Below are 17,609 nucleotides of genomic sequence, written 5' to 3'. Positions count from 1 at the left end.
TGCCTGCTCCTCGGGCGGTCAGGCGCCGCCGGGGATCGGGGCGCCCTTGGGCAGTCCCGCCGCGACGTACGCGTCGTAGCGGCGCCGCCAGGTGGAGGGCCGCCCGGCGGGGGGATCGGCGGGGGCGTCGTCGTGTGCCCCAGCGGCGGGCGGGGCGGCCGATCCGCCGGCCGCGCGGGCGTCGAGGGCGGCCAGGCACAGGTCCCAGCCGGCCGCGTTGCGCGCCGCGGCGTCGGCGCTGTCCAGGAAGTCGGTGAGGGTGAGCCGGGTGCGGGCCGCGTCGAGCCGGGTCAGCTCGAACCGCAAGGCGTCGCCGCCCCACGTGAAGGCGAGCAGGTGCGGCGGCTCGAACGCCGTCACCTCACCGGTCACCACCACCTCCGGCATGTTGCTGTCGCCGGAGAAGGTGATCTCCCCGCCCACCACCGGCTCCATGGCGACCTCGGGGAACGGGAACCAGTACGCGAGTTCGGCCGGCTCGCTCACCAGCGCCCACACCCGGTCGATCGGGTGGTCGTAGACCCGCTCGAAGCGGACGGCGGGCCGGCCGCCCTCCAGTTCGAGGTAGCTGCCCGGGTCGATGACGGTCATGTCCGCTCCCTGCCTCTCGGTCGTGGCGGCCGGCCGGGCTTCCCGCGCTCCGGGCCGGCGGGCTCCTAGGGATCCGCCGGGCCGGTACGGGCGGCGGCGGTCTCGTCCAAGCGGCGGCCCAGGGCGTCCAGGCCGCGGTTCCACAGCCGCCGGTACGGAGCCAGCCACGCGTCCAGGTCGGCCATCGGCGCGGGCTCCAGGGCGTACAACCGGCGCTGCGCGTCGGCCTGCACGCGGACCAGCCCGGCCTCGCGCAGCACCCGCAGGTGTTTGGACATGCTGGGCTGGCTCAACCCGCACCGCTCGGCCAGCTCGCCGACGGGCTGCGGGCCGGTCAGCAGCGTGCCGAGTATCGTCCGCCGGTTCTCGTCGGCGAGCGCGCTCCATACGGCGGTGTCCATGGCGTCCAGTATGCGCAGGCGGGAATATAACCGTCAAGGCATACACGCGCGCACCGCCTCGCCGCGGCGCTACGGCGCCGTGCAGTACCCGGTGTCGGTGTGGCCGTTCTTGCCCGGGGTGACCGCCGTGGCGGTCAGCACCCTGCCCTTCCGCGGGAGCCCGCTGCCGGCGACCCGGAGCACGTGGCCGGGCCCGGACCAGTGACGGCCGCTGACCGGGTCCAGCAGGGTGACGGAGGTCGCGGTGGTGGGGCCGACCACGGTCAGCCCGCCCCCGCCCGTGACGCAGCCGACGGTGACCTGGCGGCCGCCGCCACTGGTGTCGCCGAGGTCGCTGTCCGGGCCCAGTTCGGTGTAGGAGTCCTTGTCGACGCCGGCCTCGACCAGCTGGCCCTGCCCGTCCTCCGGACCGTAGATCCCGCCCAGGGGGTAGTCGACGTCCTGCCGGATCACGGCCACCTCGCCGCCGCCGGGGGAGGGGGCGCCACGCCACTCCTGCGTCCAGACCACCCTGGAGGCGGCCGGGCTGAAGTCGTCCGTGCCGGACTCCCCGCACAGCAGCGCTCCGGCCATCCGCCGGATGTACGCCTGGTCGAAGGGCGCGGGCCGGTAGCCGCCGGACTGCTGGGCGTCAGAGGGCGCGTAGTCGACGGCCACGGCGTACGGCCAGCCCGGACGGTAGACGAAGGTGGCCTTGCGGTGCTCGCCACCGGAGTTGTCGTCGGCCTGGATCAGCGCCCCCACGCCGCAGTCGCCCTGCGCGTCGACGATGTTCAGGTCGTCCAGAGCGGTCGAGCGGTACGCGAACTCCGGGACGGGCGCGCTGAGCCCGTCGGTGACCTTGAGCGGCCGCCACCCGACGTCCTTCCCGTCGATGCCCTCGACCTGGACGTTCGTCAGCCACGGCGGGATGGCCAGCGGGAACGGCCTGTCCGACCGCCTGTCCCAGTTGAGCGCGATCGGCGGGCCGGTGATCGGGGCGTCGTCCCAGGGGGCGGGTGCGCGGTACACGGTCTTCCCCGACCCGGCGCCCGGCCCGTCGGCGTACTGCAGCACCTCACCGCCGGTCGACACCAGGGTGACCCGGGACAGGCCCGGCACCGTGCCGGAGAACATGATCTCCCCGGTCGGGGTGTGGTCGTCGTAGTACGGGACGCTGTCGGACCGGGGGACCGTGTTGACGGGGACCACCCAGGACCCGGGGCCGTAGCCGCCGGAGAGCATGATCTCCATGGCCGCGTGGCCCGCACCCCGGTCGCCCGCGCGGTTGCCGAGCGTCGGCCAGCCGGTGCGGGCCGTGCTGTGCGCCTGTTCGGCGCTCACCGTGATCGGCTGCGAGGCGGGCACCTGCGGGGTGTACGTGTGGTCCGGGGGCGCCGCGAACCATCCGCCGGTGAAGCCGGCGGCCAGCACCGCGGCCACCGCCACCGCGCCGCTCCACCGCGGGTGCCGCCGCCACCACGCGGAACCGGGCGTCCGCGTACCGGAGTTCGCCGCATCGGGGTTCGCCGTACCGGAGGCCGCGGAACCGGAGGGTGCCGGTCCCGCCGCGTCCGCCGCCTGTCCCGCGCCGTCCGCCGTGACCGGCGCGTTCGCCCCGGTCGCCGGGTCCGGTGCCTGGTCCGCCGACTCGCTCATCCGCTTCCCCTCCCCCTGGGGCCGCGATGTCGCCGCGGTCTCCAGCGATGAGTGACGACGTCGCCGGGCCCGGTGGTTCCCATTCGCCGCCCGAGCGCGCGCCGGCGGCCGTCGCGTACCGCCGCCGCGGCTTTGGCTGTCCATATTGGTACGTGTCGCTTTTTGGACAAGGGCCGCCGCGGAAGGGCGAATTCCCAGGTGGGCGGCGGGTACAGGACGCACCTCGCGGCGGGTGGCGGGAGAAAGGCGCTAGGCACCGCGCGCGGTGGTCGGATATCTATTTCTCACGGCACTTCGTGGCGTGACTCCCCGTCAATCGGAGTCGCCGAGGCACCCTGCGGGTGCCGCCGGCCCCAGCATCCCCGTATTGCTGTGGCCGGGTGCCGCCGAGGGCACAACCGGTCTGCTCGCCCGGTTGCCCGGGGGGGAATCCTCGGCGGACGCATCGGGGGGCCGACCGGCCCAACGGTCCCCCGCCGCCCGTTCCCGCGCGTCGACCGCGCGGGGACGGGCGGTTGCCGTGACGGGTGCCGGCTTCCGCGGGACACGTACCGGAGTCCGGGCGGCCCGGAGTCCGCGCCGCAGGTCAGTTCGCGGGCACCGCCGGACGGTTGCGGCTCGGCGGCAGCACCCGTGCCAGGTCGCGGTCCTGCGCGAGCTTGAGGCCCGCCTCGAACCGGCTGCTCGCGTGCAGCCGGTCCATCAGCTTGGCGATCGCGCGCTGCACGGTGCGGCGGTGCACGCCCATCTTGCGCGCGATCTGGTCGTCGCTCAGGCCGGTGGCCATCAGCCGGATGATCACCCGCTCCTGCGGGGTGAGTTCGGCCTCGTGGTCCGATGAGGAGACCGCGTCCTCCAGCGGGGTGGCGCGCAGCCAGTAGTCGTCGAAGATCGCCGAGAGCGTCCAGACCAGCTCGATGCTCCGGATCAGCAGCATCGGTTTGCTGGCCGGCTGCACCGGGTCGAGCGGCAGGCAGGCGAGCTCCTCGTCCTGCAGCACGATGTCGCAGGGCGCGTGGTCGATCAGCCGGACGCGCACCCCCAGGTCGGACAGCTCCTGGAGATAGCGGAGGTACTTGGTGGTCTGCAGCGCGGACTCCGGATAGATCGCGCGCACCCGCACCCCCCGCTTGACCATCTGGGCGTCCAGCGCCAACGAGCCCTCCAGCACCTCCATCGCCGGCATCGGTCCCGGGTGGAGCGAGTCGGCGCTGTGCTGGGCGGTGGTGTTCAGCGCGGCGAGCGTCCGGCGCTTGGACGCCGCGCCGCGTACGTACTCCACCTGGACCTTGGAGGCCACCCGCCCCACCGCGGGCCGGTAGACGTAGAGCAGGGCCTGGGTGTTCCGGTGCAGCGCCTCGGCGCGCAGCGCCTGGTCCTTGGTCGCCCCGTGGTAGGCGTCCATGGTGCGCACCAGCGCGGTGTCCGGCTCGACCGGCTCCGTCTGCCCGCCGGAACCGATCTGGACCAGGCCGATCTCGGTCAGCCGCCGCAGCGCCGCCTCGGTCTGCGCCTGGTCGAGGCCGGCGGCACCGCCCACCTCGCGCTGGTCCGCCCCGCCGAGCCGGCGCAGCGCCTGGTACACCGCCAGCGCGTGGTCCTCGCGATCCGACATCTGCCGGCTCCCCTCCGTCAGAGATCGAACTCCGCGGGGTTGAGGCCCACCGCGAAGCACGCTTCGCGCACCACGCCCTGCTCGGACTTGTCGAACACGCCGTCGGCACCGCCGATGACGATACCGATCTGGATGACCGCACGCGCCTCGGTGGGCTTCTTCTGCACCTTGGCGATCTCCTGCAGGACGGCGACCTTGCCGAAGTCGAAGTCCGCCGTCAGCCGGTCGAGGTAGCCGTCGAAACGGGTCTGGAGGTCGGCGGCCGGGAAGTTCTGCAGCACGTCGTTGGTCCCGATCAGGGACGCCACCCGGCGGCGCTCCTCGGGCGCGACGCTGCCGTCGGCCGCGGCCACCAGCGCGCACATCGCCATGCTGGCGTCGCGGAAGGCGCCGCTCTTCAGGTCGTTCTTCTTCGCGGTGAGCTGGGTCTGCATGCCCTGGGCGGATTCCTTGAAGCGGTCCCACAGTGCCATGGCGGTCTCTCCTGAGCGTGTTCGGTACGGGGCCGCGGCGCGGTCGTACGGCTAACCGGTGTTCCGTGCTGAGAACTCACCGGGAGCGTAAAGGAGTTCCCAAGCCGGTGCGCCGATCGGGCGATTGTCCGGCCGGAAGATCCGGGACATACCGGGCTGTTCGCTGCGAGCGAACAGGCGAGAGGCGAACATGCGGACGGCTCCCACCGCACCGGCCGTGCCGGGCAGGGGAGCCGTCCGGGTCCGCCGAGCCGTCCGGCTCGGTCAGAGGTTGACCCCGAAGTCGCTGGCGATGCCGGCCAGGCCGGAGGCGTACCCCTGGCCGACCGCGCGGAACTTCCACTCCGCGCCGTTGCGGTACAGCTCGCCGAAGACCATGGCGGTCTCGGTGGCGGCGTCCTCGCTCAGGTCGTAGCGCGCGATCTCGGCGCCGCCGGCCTGGTTGATGATGCGGATGTACGCGTTGCGGACCTGGCCGAAGTTCTGGCTGCGGGCCTCGGCGTCGTAGATCGAGACCGGGAAGACGACCTTGTCGACGTCGGCCGGCAGGGCCGCGAGGTTCACGTTGATCTGCTCGTCGTCGCCCTCGCCCTGGCCGGTGACGTTGTCACCGGTGTGCACGATGGTCTGGTCCGGGCTCTGCTTGTTGTTGAAGAAGACGAAGTGCCCGTCCGAGTAGACCTTGCCGGTCGGGTTCACGGCGATGGCACTCGCGTCGAGGTCGAAGTCCGTACCGGTGGTGGTGCGGACGTCCCAGCCGAGGCCTACGGTGACGGCCGTCAGACCGGGCGCCTCCTTCGTCAACGAGACGTTGCCGCCCTTGGTCAGGCTTACCGCCATGGGAAGTCCCCTTTGTGTGGTCGTAGGTGTTCCGGACGAAACTACCGTCATCCCTCTGAACGCGAGGAGGGGTTCGTACGGTTCCGTCCCCCGCGGGAAATCCCCGTGACGCCGAGGGGGCGGCGCGAGACCATGGAGTCATGTCAGGGCCACTGCTCATCCGCGGCTCGGTCTCCGTGCCGGAGGCCGAGCTGATGTGGCGTTTCTCGCGGTCGTCAGGGCCCGGCGGCCAGCACGTGAACACCAGCGACAGCCAGGTGGAGTTGCGGTTCGACCTCGCGGCCACCGAGGTGCTGCCGCCGGTGTGGAAGCAGCGGGCGCTGGAGCGGCTGTCGGGGCGCCTGGTGGGCGGGGTGCTGACCGTCCGCGCGTCCGAGCACCGCTCGCAGTGGCGCAACCGCGAGACGGCTTCGGCCCGGCTCGCCGCGCTCCTCGCCGAGGCGACCGCCCCGCCGCCCAAGGCGCGCCGCCCCACCCGCATCCCCCGGGGGATCAACGAGAAGCGGCTGCGCGAGAAGAAGCAGCGCTCGCAGACGAAGAAGGGCCGCGGCGGCGGCTGGGACTGAGCCGAACCGCGCCGCGGCGGCCCGGTCCCGCTATCCCAGGTACCGGTAGCGGCCTCGGAAGTACGTGAGCGGACCGCCCTCGGCGCTCGGGGTGCGGGCGGTGAGGACGCGGCCGACGACCAGGACGTGGTCGCCCGCCAGGACGTGCTGGTCGGTCTCGCACTCGAGTATCGCCAGGGCGCCGCCGAGGATCGGGGCGCCGGAGGCCTCGCCCCGGTAGTAGGACACGTCCTCGAAGAGCAGCCGGTCGCTGATCCGCCCGCGCATCGCGAACCGCCCGGCGATGTGCCGCTGGCTCTCGCTGAGCACCGACACCGCCCACCGCGGCTGCCGGTCGAGCAGGTCCTCCATCCGCGACCCGACCCGCACGCTGGCGAGCACCAGCGGCGGCTCCAGGGACACGGACATGAACGCGGTCGCGGTCATGCCCACGTCCTCGCCGCGCGGCCCGTCCTCGGGGTCGTGCGCGGTGATGAGGACGACGCCGGCGGACAGGCGTGTCATGGCGGCGCGGAAGTCGTCGGTGTTGACGGTCTGACCCATGGTGGTCCCAGGATGCCGTCCAGGCGGAGTCTCAAGCACGTTTCCTTACGTTACGGGCCGGTAGGAACCGCTGGCATCGGGCTTCCGTCCCATCCCCGACGGGCAGTGGGTCCTAGGACCCGGCTTATACGTTCCGTGTTCAACTGCTTACCTGTAGATGTGACTTGAGTCACAAGAGGCGGGAATTGTTGACCCTGTGTACCGACTGCACAGCTCGCTGTGATTCAGTTGCGTTGTAATTGGAAGACTGTGAATTACGACGCGGTCGCTACGGCGGCCGGGGCATGGGAAACCACGCTGGAGTGACCACCGGGATCCGTGGGGAGGGCACCAAGGGCATGGACACCGAGTCGGAGCCGTACGTCCGCCTCGCGACCCTGCGTCAGCTCCACCAGGTGGTCGCGGACCTCAACACCGCCCGGAGTCTCGCCGACGCGCTCCAGACCGTCGCCGACGGCGTGGTCCGCGGCCTGGGGTACGAACTCGCCGCCGTGAACCTGGTCCGGCCCGACGGCGACCTCGTCGTCGCCGCGTTCGCCGGCAGCGCGGCGGGGGAGGCGCTGCTGTCCGGGCGGATCGGCTCGCGCAGCTCCTGGGACCGCCGGCTGGCGATGGGCGAGCAGTGGGGCACCCTGCGCTTCATCCCGCACACCGAGGGCTGGGTCCTCATCGACGACGACGTGCCGCAGTGGCACACCGAGGGCCCGCTGCCGCGCTTCCCGGACGAGTGGCACCCCGGCGACCGGCTCTACGCCCCCATGTACGCCTCCCAGACGGTCGGCAGCGAGCTGATCGGGGTGATATCCGTCGACCGGCCCACCAGCGGCCGCCACCCCGGTCCCTGGGGCTGTGAGGCCCTCCAGATGTACGCCTTCCAGTCCGGCATCGCGATCAGCAACGCGCGGCTGCGTGCGAACATGCAGCGCGCCCTGGTCCGCCTGGAGCGCGACCAGCAGGCGCTGCGGGCCAGCGAGGAGAGCTTCCGGCAGGCCTTCGAGTACGCGCCCAGCGGCATGGCCATCGCCGAGATGGGCGGCGACCAGCACGGCAAGCTGCTGCGGGCCAACGACGCGCTGTGCCGGCTGCTGGGGCGCCAGGCGTCCGTGATGCGGCGCTACTCCTTCTCCGACCTGGTGCACCCCGAGGACGTCGGCCTGCTGCTGCGCACGTCGGCGGAAGGCGGCCGGGCCGAACTCCGTCTCGCCCGCCGTGACGGCAGCTACGTGTGGGTGAGCCTGCGCAACTCCGTCGTCGCCGACACCGCCGACGGGCCGCGCTTCCTGCTCACCCACGTCGAGGACATCGAGGAACGCAAGAGCCGCGAGCTCCAGCTCGCGCACCGCGCCAGCCACGACTCGCTGACCGGCCTGCCCAACAGCGCGGAGCTGCGGTCCCGGCTGTCCGCGCGCCTGTGCTCGCACCCGCAGGAGCGGGATCCGGCCGACACCTCCGGGCTGTCCGCCGAGCCCGAGGGCGCCGACGGCTTCGCCTTCAGCTACGGGTACGGGCCCGACGAGCTGGCCGCGCCCCTCGGCTTCGACTCCCACGTCCACACGGTCGCGCCCGACGAGGGGGACGAGGAGGGGGCCGGCAAGGGGCTCGCGGTGCTCTTCTGCGACCTCGACGGGTTCAAGTCCATCAACGACAGGTTCGGGCACCACACCGGGGATGCCGTTCTCATCGAGGTGGCGCGGCGCCTGACCGGGGCGGTGCGGGACGGGGACACCGTCGCAAGGCTCGGCGGTGACGAGTTCGTCGTCCTCGCGGACGGGCTGGCGCCGGCGGACGCGGCCGATCTCACGGTGCGGCTGCGCAACGCGATCATTCCGCCGATCCGCGTGGACGGGCGCGCGGTGCGGGTCGGCGCGTCCTTCGGTATCGGCTGGGCCGGGTGCGGCATGACCGCGGAGGAGGTTCTTCATTCCGCGGATCAGCGGATGTACGTGGAGAAGCGCTCCCGCTCGACGTCACGCCCCAACCACCGCCGAGCGGGCTGACCCGAGGGCACCCCCGCCCCGGCTCGCCCTGCGTCCCTGGGGTGCCCTACTTCCCCGTGCCGGGGGTGCCCTTGCGGGCTGAGGGTGCTTTGCAGGGGCACGGGGAACTGCGCGGCCAGCCACGGTGGCGTGGTCGGGGGCCTGGGGGCCCAGCCCCTGCGGCGATGTCACCGGACCACCGGCCGGTGGTGGGTTGCCCGCGCCGTTCTCCCCCAGCCTGGCGGCTGGGAGGTGCCCCCACGCGCCCCCTTGGCGGTTGCCGCTTCCCGCAGGGATGCCCCTGCCCCCGTCCGGGGGTGGACGTTTCCCCGTCAGGGTTCCCCTTCCCCCGGGGCCGGGGTGCCCTTGCGGGCTGAGGGTGCTTTGAAGGGGCGCGGGGAACTGCGCGGCCAGCCGCGGTGGCGTGGTCGGGGGCCCGCGGGCCCAGCCCCTGCGGCGATGTCACCGGACCACCGGCCGGTGGTGGGTTGCTCGCGCCGTTCTCCCCCAGCCTGGCGGCTGGGAGCTGCCCCCACGCGCCCGTTGGTGGGTGCCGCTTCCCGCAGGGGTGCCCCTTCCCCCGGGGCCGGGGTGCCCTGCGGGCGGAGGGCACCCGGGGGCGGGGTACCGGACCGGAGGTCCACCTTGGGGAGTAGCGGGGATCGCTCTGGCGGGTGACCCCGTGACGGGATGCCGTGCCTACGCTGGGTTATGTGCAGCGCGTCTACGACTTCTTCCGCCGACACCCGACGTGGGTCGACAGCTTCTGGGCTGTCGTCCTCCTGGTCGCGTGCGCGCTGTGGATCGCCGTGGACGGCAGCGTCTCGACGATGGAGCGCCTCGCCGCGATCCCGCTCTCCATCGCCCTCGCCTTCGTCGTCGCGCTGCGCCGCAGAGCCCCGGAGCGGCTGCTCCTGGTCGCCCTGGCCGTCGGCCTGCTCCAACTCGCGGCGGGCGTCAGGACCAACCCGGGCGACGCCGCCTTCCTGGTGATCATCTACACCTGCGCGTCGAACGGAAAGCGCTGGTCCTCCCGGCTCGCCCTGACCGCCGGCCTGGCCGCCGCCCCGCTGTCGATGCTCCGCTGGCCGCCGCACAGCGAGTATTCGACGATCTGGACCACCCTGCTCCAGACCTTCTTCCTCACCGTGATCTTCGCGCTGTCCTGGGTGGTCGGCGACCGCCTCCGCACCCGGCGGGCGTACTACGCCGAGCTGGAGGAGCGGGCCGCGCGGTTGCACCGGGAGCGGGAGGCCCAGTCGAAGGCCGCGGTGGCCGCCGAGCGGGCCCGTATCGCCCGGGAGCTGCACGACGTGGTGGCGCACAACGTCTCGGTCATGGTCGTCCAGGCCGACGGCGCCGCCTACGTCCTGGACGCCGCGCCCGACCAGGCCAAACAGGCGCTGACCACGATCTCGACCACCGGGCGGCAGGCGCTCGCGGAGATGCGGCGGCTGCTCGGGCTGCTGCGCGCCGGGGACGACGCGGGCGGCGAGTACGTCCCGCAGCCCGGCGTCGACCAGCTCGCCGACCTGATCGACCAGGTGCGCGGGGCCGGCCTGCCGGTGCGCTTCGAGGTGGCGGGGCAGGCCCGGCCGCTGTCCAGCGGAGTGGAGCTGACCGCGTACCGCATCGTGCAGGAGGCGCTGACCAACGTCCGCAAGCACGGCGGCGACGGGGCCAGCGCCAGCGTGCTGCTCGGCTTCGGCGACGCCAAGCTCGACCTGCTCATCGAGGACGACGGGCGCGGAGCGCGGCGCGAGCTGTACGCGCAGGGCGGCCCGGACGGCCTCGGCCACGGGCTGATCGGCATGCGCGAACGCATCGGCATGGTCGGCGGCACCCTGGACGCGGGACCGCGCCCCGGCGGCGGTTTCCGGATCAGCGCGGTGCTGCCGTTGCGCGGCGCCGGTTGACCGTGCCGGACCGCCGCGCCTCTCAGCCCGACCCACCCGTCACACTCGCCCCACACAACGACCCGAACCCCCGAAGGGACCCCGACCGATGGCCATCCGCGTCATGCTCGTCGACGACCAGGTGCTGCTGCGCACCGGCTTCCGGATGGTGCTCGCCGCCCAGCCGGACATGGAGGTCGTGGCCGAGGCGGGCGACGGCGCCGAGGCGATGGAGGTGCTCCGGCACACCCGGGTCGACGTGGTGCTGATGGACGTGCGCATGCCCCGCATGGACGGCGTGGAGGCCACCCGCCGGATCTGCGGCGGCGACCGCCGGGCCGACCGCGGCGCGGCGCGGGACGTCTCCCACGGCGGGCAGGAGGGGCACGACGGCCCCCGCGTGCTGATCCTGACCACCTTCGACCTCGACGAGTACGCCTTCACCGCGCTCAAGGCCGGCGCGAGCGGCTTCATGCTCAAGGACGTGCCGCCGGACGAACTGCTCACCGCGATCCGGGCGGTGCACAGCGGGGACGCGGTGGTCGCCCCGAGCACCACCCGCCGCCTGCTGGACCGTTTCACCCCGATGCTGCCCAGCTCGGCGGAGACCGAGGAGCACACCGGGATCGAGCGGCTCACCGAGCGCGAGCGCGAGGTGCTGCTGCTGGTCGCCCAGGGCCTGTCCAACGGCGAGATCGCCACGAAGCTGGTGCTGTCCGAGGCGACGGTCAAGACACATGTCGGCCGGATTCTCACCAAGCTCGAACTGCGCGACCGGGTACAGGCGGTGGTGCTCGCCTACGAGTCGGGCCTGGTCCGGGCGGGGGGCCGGCCCGCTCAGTGATCTTTCCGGTGAAAGTCGGGAACAACCCGGCTGTGCACGGGAGTTTCCAGGGAAGAATGCAGAGCGGTCAACAGGCACAGCAGCAACACCCGAACCAGGTAAGGACCGACCGCCGGCCGCCCGAAGGACCTCCGCGCGGTGGCCGAGCAGCTAGGGGGAGCACCACATGCGCGCCATCGTCATCAAGGAGTTCGGCGGACCCGAGGCACTGACCCTCGACGAACTCCCCGCCCCACGACCGGGTCCCGGCCAGGTCACCATCGACGTCGCCTACGCCGGCGTCAACTTCGCGGACATCCTGGCCCGTTCCCAGGGCTACCGGGTGGGTGAGCTTCCCTTCCAGCCGGGCCTGGAGGTCTCCGGCCTGATCCGCGAAGTCGGCGAGGACGCAGGGGACTTCACCCCGGGCCAGGAGGTCGCCGCCTTCCTCGACGGCGGTGGGTACGCCGATGTCGTGCTCGCCTCGGCCGCCAGGGTCTTCCCGGTCCCCGGCGGTGTCGACCTGCGCACCGCCGCGACGCTGCCGAGCGTCCTGCCGACCGCGTACGGCCTGCTGTACGAAGTGGCCAGGCTGCGCGAGGGCGACACCGTCCTGGTGCAGGGTGCGGCCGGCGGGGTCGGCACCGTGGCGGGCCAGCTCGCCCGGGCCGGCGGCGCCAGCGCGGTCTTCGGGGTCGTCTCCAGCCTGGACAAGGCGGAGCACGCCCTCAAGTCCGGTTACGACCAGGTCTTCGTCACCGACACCTTCGACCAGGAGGTGCTGGAAGCGACCGGCGGGCGGGGCGTGGACATCGCCCTGGACTCGGTCGGCGGCGAGACGTTCCGCCGCACGAAGGCGGTGGTCGCGCGCTTCGGGCGGCTGATCTCCTTCGGCAACGCGGGCGGCGGCGAGCCGTGGCAGGTCGGCCCCGCGGACGTGTCGCCGACGGCCCTGACGGTGGGCGGCTTCTCCATCCTCGGCCTGGCCGCCGCCGACCCGGCACTGCTGCGCGTGATAGCCGACCGCGCGTTCCACACCGTCACCGAGGGCGGCGTCGAACTCCCGGTCAGCGCGGAGTTCAGCCTGGAGGACGCGGCGCAGGCGCACATCCTGGTCGAGTCGCGGACCAGCACCGGCAAGTTGCTGATCCGCGTGGCCGGGTGATCCGCGGGGGCACCGCGCCGGACCGTACGGACATGGGGGTCGTACGGCCCGGGCGCCGGGCTCAGCCCAGGTAGCCGGCGAACGCGGCCGCGGCCGCCCGGATGTCGGACTCCGTCCATGCGAGGGCGGGCTCGTCCACGGTGACCTCGATCATCGACAGCCCGGGCGGCCCCGGTTCGACGAAGCGGCGCAGGCCGAAGAGGCTGACCCGGTCCTCCTCGGCCAGCCGCAGCCCCGCGGCGTCCAACTCCTCAGCGGGGTACGGCAGCCACAGCTGGAACTGGTGGGTGGACGGCTCCGCCGGGTGCACGCGCGGCACCGCGCCGCCCGCCTCCGCCAGGCCCTCGCGCAGGGCCCGCGCCACCGTCTTGGCGTGCGCGACGTACGCGGGCAACCGGGGCAGTACCTTGTCCAGACCGGCCAGCGCGGACAGCGCCGCCGGGAACTGGCGGAAGACCAGGCCGCCGTAGCGGTGCCGCCACGCTTTGCTCTCCGCCACGAAGTCCGCGGTGCCGGCCAGCGCGGCGCCCGACATCCCGCCGAGCGACTTGTAGAAGCTCACGTAGACGCTGTCGGCGAGTCCCGCGATCTCCGCGAGCGAGCGGCCGAAGTGGGGTGTGCACTCCCAGAGTCGGGCGCCGTCGAAGTGCACCACCGCGTCGCGGTCGCGGGCGGCGGCCACGGTCGCCGTCAGCTCCTCCCAGGACGGCAGCACGAACCCGGCGTCGCGCAGCGGGAGTTCGAGCATCAGGGTGCCGAACGGCTCGTCGAAGTCACGTATCTCGGCCGCGTCCGGCAGCCGTGGGGCCCGGGTCGGGTGCACCGTGCGCAGCCCGCTCACCGTGTGCAGCGCGTCCCGCTCGTGGACCTCCGGGTGGGCGAGCGGGTGCAGGGCGACCGTGGGGTTGCCGGTCCGGCCCGCCCACGCCCGCAGGGCGACCTGCTGGGCCATCGTGCCGGTCGGGAAGAAGGCGGCCGCCTCCGTCCCGAGCAGTTCGGCCACCTTCGACTCGAGCTGTTCCACCACCCCGTTCCCGTACATGTCCGCGGGGGCGTCCAGGTCCACGAGGGTCGCGTCCGCGGTGGCTTCGGCGGTGAGGTGCGTGAGCCAGTCGCGCAGGGTCCGGTCCGAGCCGCTCGTCAGTACCCGGGTGCAGTTGCCTACGGCGGTTTTTCGGCGTGCCCGTGCTTGTTCCTGATCCATTCCCCGATTCTGCGGCAACCCGGCCCCCTGGGGGTGGGTGGGTCGGTGGGTTGTGGGACCACCCGCCGGTGGGTGGCAAGCCACGGCGGACCGCATGGTCCCGTGACGGCAGGCGCACCCACCCCCGGAGGGACGTGCGCGGGGTCACTACGCATCGCGGGGTCGAGCGAAGCGAGTTCGCGTAGGATTGACGAGAAGGGGGTCCCTAGGTTGGGAGGCGTGTGGTGGAGGAGAAGCCGGCGAGGCTTTCCGTGGGCGTCGTGGGCGCCGGGCGGGTCGGCCCGGTGCTGGCCGCCGCGCTGAAGCTGGCCGGGCACCACCCGGTGGCCGTGAGCGCCGTCTCGGACGTGTCCCGCCGCCGCGCGGAGTCGCTGCTGCCCGGTGTCCCGCTGATGGAGCCCGCCGCGGTGCTGGCCCACGCGGACCTGGTGCTGCTGACCGTGCCCGACGACGCCCTGCCCGGGCTCGTCAGCGGCCTGGCCGAGACCGGCGCCGTACGCCCCGGTCAGCTCCTGGTGCACGCGTCGGGGCGGTACGGCACCTCCGTGCTGGATCCCGCGCTGCGGGCCGGGGCGCTGCCGCTGGCGCTGCACCCCGCGATGACCTTCAGCGGCGCCCCCGTCGACGTGCAGCGCCTGGCCGGCTGCTGCTTCGGCGTCACCGCGCCGGGCGAGCTGCGGACGGCCGCGGAGGCGCTGGTCATCGAGATGGGCGGCGAGCCCGAGTGGATCGAGGAGGCCGCCCGCCCGCTCTACCACGCGGCCCTCGCGATCGGCGCCAACCACATGGTCACGCTGGTCGCGCAGGCCATGGACCTGCTGCGGCAGGCGGGCGTGCAGGAACCGGGCCGCATGCTCGGCCCGCTGCTGGGCGCCGCCCTCGACAACGCGCTGCGCTCCGGCGACGCCGCCCTCACCGGCCCGGTGGCCCGGGGTGACGCGGGCACCGTCGCCGCCCACCTGGCCGAACTGCGCAGCCACGCCCCGGACACCGTCGCCTCGTACGTGGCGATGGCCCGCGCGACAGCGGACCGCGCGCTGGCCAACGGAATGCTCAAGGCCGAATACGCGGAGGCGCTGCTCGGCGCCCTCGCCGACGGGGGGACCCGATGACCGCACTCGTCCACCATGCCCGTGACCTGGCCCCCGCCGCGGGTGTGGTCATGACCATGGGAGCGCTCCACGAGGGGCACGCCGCCCTGATCCGCGCCGCCCGCGCGCACGCCGGCAGCGGGTCCGTCACCGTCACCGTCTTCGTCAACCCCCTCCAGTTCGGGCCGACCGAGGATCTGGACCGCTACCCGCGCACCCTGGGCGCCGATGTGAAGCTCGCCGAGGCCGCGGGCGCCGACGTCGTCTTCGCCCCGGACGCCGACGAGGTCTACCCGGGCGGCGCGCCGCAGGTGCGGATCGCGGCCGGCCCGATGGGGGAGCGGTTCGAGGGCGCGTCCCGGCCCGGCCACTTCGACGGGATGCTCACCGTCGTCGCCAAGCTGCTCCACCTCACCGTCGGGCAGGGCCTCGCGCCGGGCAGCCGCACGGCGGCGTTCTTCGGGCAGAAGGACGCCCAGCAACTCGCGCTGGTCCGCCGGATGGTGACCGACCTGAACTTCCCGGTCGACATCGTCGCCGTGCCCACCGTCCGGGAGGACGACGGCGTCGCGCTGTCCAGCCGCAACCGCTACCTGTCCGAGCCCGAGCGGGTCTCGGCGCGGGCGCTGTCGCAGGCGCTGTTCGCCGGCCGCGCGGCAGCCCCGCGCGGCCCGCGGGCCGTGGTGGGCGCCGCCCGCGCGATCCTCGACGCCGCCGCGACGGCCGAACCGCCGGTCGGCCTGGACTACCTCGCGCTGATCGACCCCGCCACCTTCACCGAGGCCGCGCCGGACCACACCGGCCCCGCGGTGCTGGCCGTCGCCGCCAAGCTCGGCAGCACCCGCCTGATCGACAATCTCCCCCTGGAGTTCGGAGCCCCCGAATGACCACCACCCCTGCCGGTTCACCCGGATCCGGCGCCGCCACCGGCATACGCCTGCACGCCCCTGCCCCCGGCTGGGCGATCGACTCCGACGTGGTCGTGGTCGGCTCCGGCGTGGCCGGGCTGACCGTGGCGCTGCGCTGCGCCGCGGCCGGTGCGAAGGTCATCGTGGTGACCAAGGCGCACCTGGACGACGGCTCCACCCGCTGGGCGCAGGGCGGCATCGCGGCCGCCCTCGGCGACGGCGACACCCCGGCCCAGCACCTGGAGGACACACTCGTCGCGGGCGCCGGGCTGTGCGACGAGGACGCGGTCCGTGCCCTGGTGACCGAGGGCCCGGACGCGGTCCGCCGGCTGATCGCGACCGGCGCCCACTTCGACACCGACGCGGCCGGCGCCATCCTGCTCACCCGCGAGGGCGGCCACCACCGCCGCCGGATCGCCCACGCGGGCGGCGACGCGACCGGTGCCGAGGTCTCCCGCGCCCTGATCGCGGCGGTGGTCAGCGCGGCCCCCGCGCACGACGACCAGGGTTCCGCCGCGACCGATGCCCGGGAAGCCGCCGCCCTTCCCCACCCCGAGGGCGAGGGGACCATCGACTTCGTCGAGAACGCCCTCGCGCTCGACCTGCTCACCGACGCCGAGGGCCGCACGGCCGGGGTGACCCTGCACGTGATGGGCGCCGGCGCCCGCGACGGCGTGGGCGCGGTGCGGGCCCGCGCGGTCGTGCTCGCCACCGGCGGGATGGGCCAGGTCTTCTCCGCGACCACCAACCCCGGGGTGTCCACCGGCGACGGCGTGGCGCTGGCGCTGCGGGCCGGGGCCGAGGTCAGCGACCTGGAGTTCGTGCAGTTCCACCCGACCGTGCTCTGGCTGGGCCCGGACGCCGAGGGCCAGCAGCCGCTGGTGTCCGAGGCGGTCCGCGGCGAGGGCGCGCACCTGGTCGACGCCGACGGCGTGCGCTTCATGGTCGGGCAGCACGAACTGGCCGAGCTGGCGCCACGCGACATCGTCGCCAAGGGCATCATGCGCCGCATGCAGGAGACCGGCGCCGCGCACATGTACCTGGACGCCCGCCACTTCGGCGCCCGGATGTGGGCCGAGCGCTTCCCGACCATTCTGGCCGCGTGCCGCGCGCACGGCATCGACCCGGTCACCGAGCCGATCCCGGTCGCGCCCGCCGCGCACTACGCCTCCGGCGGGGTGCGCACCGACCTGCGGGGCCGGACCACCGTGCCGGGCCTGTACGCCTGCGGCGAGGTGGCCTGCACCGGCGTGCACGGCGCGAACCGGCTCGCCTCCAACTCCCTGCTCGAAGGGCTGGTCTTCGCCGAGCGGATCGCCGCGGACGTGACGGCGGGCCGGGAGCCCGCTCCCGGCGAGCCGGTGCCGCCCGCCCCCGCGGGCCGGCCGCTGCTGGCCTCCGAGGCGCGCTACGAGGTGCAGCGGATCATGAGCGCGGGCGCCGGCGTGCTGCGCAGCGCGGAGAGCCTGACGACGGCCGCGGGCGCGCTGGAGCGGCTGCACACCGCGGCCGTGGAGGCGTACGACCGGGACGGCAAGACCGCCGAGCCGTGCGTGGAGACGTGGGAGGCGACCAACCTGGGCCTGGTGGCGCGGGTGCTGGTGGCCGCCGCCCGGCGCCGCGAGGAGACCCGCGGCTGCCACTGGCGCGAGGACCGGCCGGACCGCGACGACCACGCGTGGCAGCGCCACCTGGTGGTCCGGCTCACTCCGCACGGCACCCTGGACGTGCGGACCACCGAGGGACCGGCCCTGCCCGCCACCCGCCCGCAGGCACCGCCGTACGCGGTCACCGCGGGCGCCGGGATCGGGGATGATGGGGCCGTCGCATCGCGGTACTCACCCGCGGAGCCGGTCGCCCAGCGGCACACCACGCCGTAA

At 73.8% G+C, this 17,609-nt stretch carries 16 protein-coding genes; 8 read left to right on the top strand and 8 right to left on the bottom strand.

Annotation, left to right across the window (positions count from 1 at the left end):
* Positions 1-18: 18 nt before the first annotated feature.
* The 6 genes from C4U44_RS31630 to C4U44_RS31605 form a co-directional block, all read right to left on the bottom strand.
* Positions 19-591: an SRPBCC family protein gene (locus C4U44_RS31630; RefSeq protein WP_103889501.1), complete on the bottom strand. Its 573-nt coding sequence runs from the start codon at positions 589-591 to the stop codon at positions 19-21.
* Positions 592-656: 65 nt separating this feature from the next.
* A complete protein-coding gene (locus tag C4U44_RS31625; RefSeq protein ID WP_103889500.1) occupies positions 657-992 on the bottom strand; it encodes an ArsR/SmtB family transcription factor in 336 nt (111 codons plus the stop codon).
* Between the two features lie 69 nt (positions 993-1,061).
* On the bottom strand, positions 1,062-2,630 hold the full coding sequence (locus tag C4U44_RS31620) for a hypothetical protein (RefSeq protein WP_103889499.1): 1,569 nt from the start codon (positions 2,628-2,630) through the stop codon (positions 1,062-1,064).
* Between the two features lie 586 nt (positions 2,631-3,216).
* A complete protein-coding gene (locus tag C4U44_RS31615) occupies positions 3,217-4,245 on the bottom strand; it encodes a helix-turn-helix transcriptional regulator (protein WP_103889498.1) in 1,029 nt (342 codons plus the stop codon).
* Between the two features lie 17 nt (positions 4,246-4,262).
* Entirely contained in the window at positions 4,263-4,718 is a 456-nt protein-coding gene (locus tag C4U44_RS31610; protein ID WP_103889497.1) for a tellurite resistance TerB family protein, read from the bottom strand.
* A gap of 264 nt (positions 4,719-4,982) precedes the next feature.
* Positions 4,983-5,558 carry a TerD family protein gene (locus C4U44_RS31605; protein WP_103889496.1) on the bottom strand — a complete coding sequence of 192 codons (576 nt, stop codon included), beginning with the start codon at positions 5,556-5,558 and terminating at the stop codon, positions 4,983-4,985.
* A gap of 140 nt (positions 5,559-5,698) precedes the next feature.
* Here C4U44_RS31605 and arfB point away from each other — a divergent pair, with 140 nt between their 5' ends.
* Positions 5,699-6,124 (top strand): alternative ribosome rescue aminoacyl-tRNA hydrolase ArfB, encoded by a 426-nt coding sequence (gene arfB, locus C4U44_RS31600; protein WP_103889495.1) that lies wholly within the window; start codon positions 5,699-5,701, stop codon positions 6,122-6,124.
* A gap of 30 nt (positions 6,125-6,154) precedes the next feature.
* Here the strand turns inward: arfB and C4U44_RS31595 are convergent, their stop codons facing one another.
* The gene (locus C4U44_RS31595; RefSeq protein ID WP_103889494.1) at positions 6,155-6,667 is read right to left on the bottom strand and encodes a flavin reductase family protein; all 513 of its coding nucleotides are present in this window, start codon (positions 6,665-6,667) and stop codon (positions 6,155-6,157) included.
* 338 nt (positions 6,668-7,005) lie between these two features.
* On the opposite strand from C4U44_RS31595, the gene cdgB reads away from it, so the two are divergent.
* From cdgB to C4U44_RS31575, 4 genes are all read left to right on the top strand, one after another.
* Positions 7,006-8,664, top strand: a complete 1,659-nt coding sequence (gene cdgB, locus C4U44_RS31590) for a diguanylate cyclase CdgB (protein ID WP_103889612.1) — start codon at positions 7,006-7,008, stop codon at positions 8,662-8,664.
* Positions 8,665-9,356: 692 nt separating this feature from the next.
* Positions 9,357-10,559 carry a sensor histidine kinase gene (locus C4U44_RS31585; RefSeq protein WP_103889493.1) on the top strand — a complete coding sequence of 401 codons (1,203 nt, stop codon included), beginning with the start codon at positions 9,357-9,359 and terminating at the stop codon, positions 10,557-10,559.
* 88 nt (positions 10,560-10,647) lie between these two features.
* Positions 10,648-11,382: a response regulator gene (locus C4U44_RS31580; RefSeq protein WP_103889492.1), complete on the top strand. Its 735-nt coding sequence runs from the start codon at positions 10,648-10,650 to the stop codon at positions 11,380-11,382.
* Between the two features lie 166 nt (positions 11,383-11,548).
* Positions 11,549-12,526 (top strand): quinone oxidoreductase family protein, encoded by a 978-nt coding sequence (locus C4U44_RS31575; protein WP_103889491.1) that lies wholly within the window; start codon positions 11,549-11,551, stop codon positions 12,524-12,526.
* Between the two features lie 61 nt (positions 12,527-12,587).
* Here the strand turns inward: C4U44_RS31575 and C4U44_RS31570 are convergent, their stop codons facing one another.
* Positions 12,588-13,730 carry a threonine aldolase family protein gene (locus C4U44_RS31570; RefSeq protein ID WP_103889490.1) on the bottom strand — a complete coding sequence of 381 codons (1,143 nt, stop codon included), beginning with the start codon at positions 13,728-13,730 and terminating at the stop codon, positions 12,588-12,590.
* Between the two features lie 224 nt (positions 13,731-13,954).
* Between C4U44_RS31570 and C4U44_RS31565 the strand changes: the two genes are divergently transcribed.
* Genes C4U44_RS31565 through C4U44_RS31555 form a run of 3 tightly spaced genes read left to right on the top strand, consistent with a single transcriptional unit; the run spans position 13,955 to position 17,609 of the window.
* Complete coding sequence (locus tag C4U44_RS31565) at positions 13,955-14,842, top strand: Rossmann-like and DUF2520 domain-containing protein (RefSeq protein WP_235032489.1); 888 nt, start codon at positions 13,955-13,957, stop codon at positions 14,840-14,842.
* On the top strand, positions 14,839-15,708 hold the full coding sequence (panC, locus tag C4U44_RS31560; protein ID WP_103889488.1) for a pantoate--beta-alanine ligase: 870 nt from the start codon (positions 14,839-14,841) through the stop codon (positions 15,706-15,708). The genes C4U44_RS31565 and panC overlap by 4 nt, the downstream gene beginning before the upstream one ends.
* A complete protein-coding gene (locus C4U44_RS31555) occupies positions 15,705-17,609 on the top strand; it encodes an L-aspartate oxidase (protein WP_103889487.1) in 1,905 nt (634 codons plus the stop codon). Before panC ends, C4U44_RS31555 begins: the two co-directional genes overlap by 4 nt.

The organism is Actinacidiphila yanglinensis, from assembly GCF_900107965.1.
Classification (GTDB): Bacteria; Actinomycetota; Actinomycetes; order Streptomycetales; family Streptomycetaceae; genus Actinacidiphila; species Actinacidiphila yanglinensis.
The sequence above is the reverse complement of the archived record's forward strand: the minus strand, read 5'-3'. Positions and strand labels throughout refer to the sequence as shown.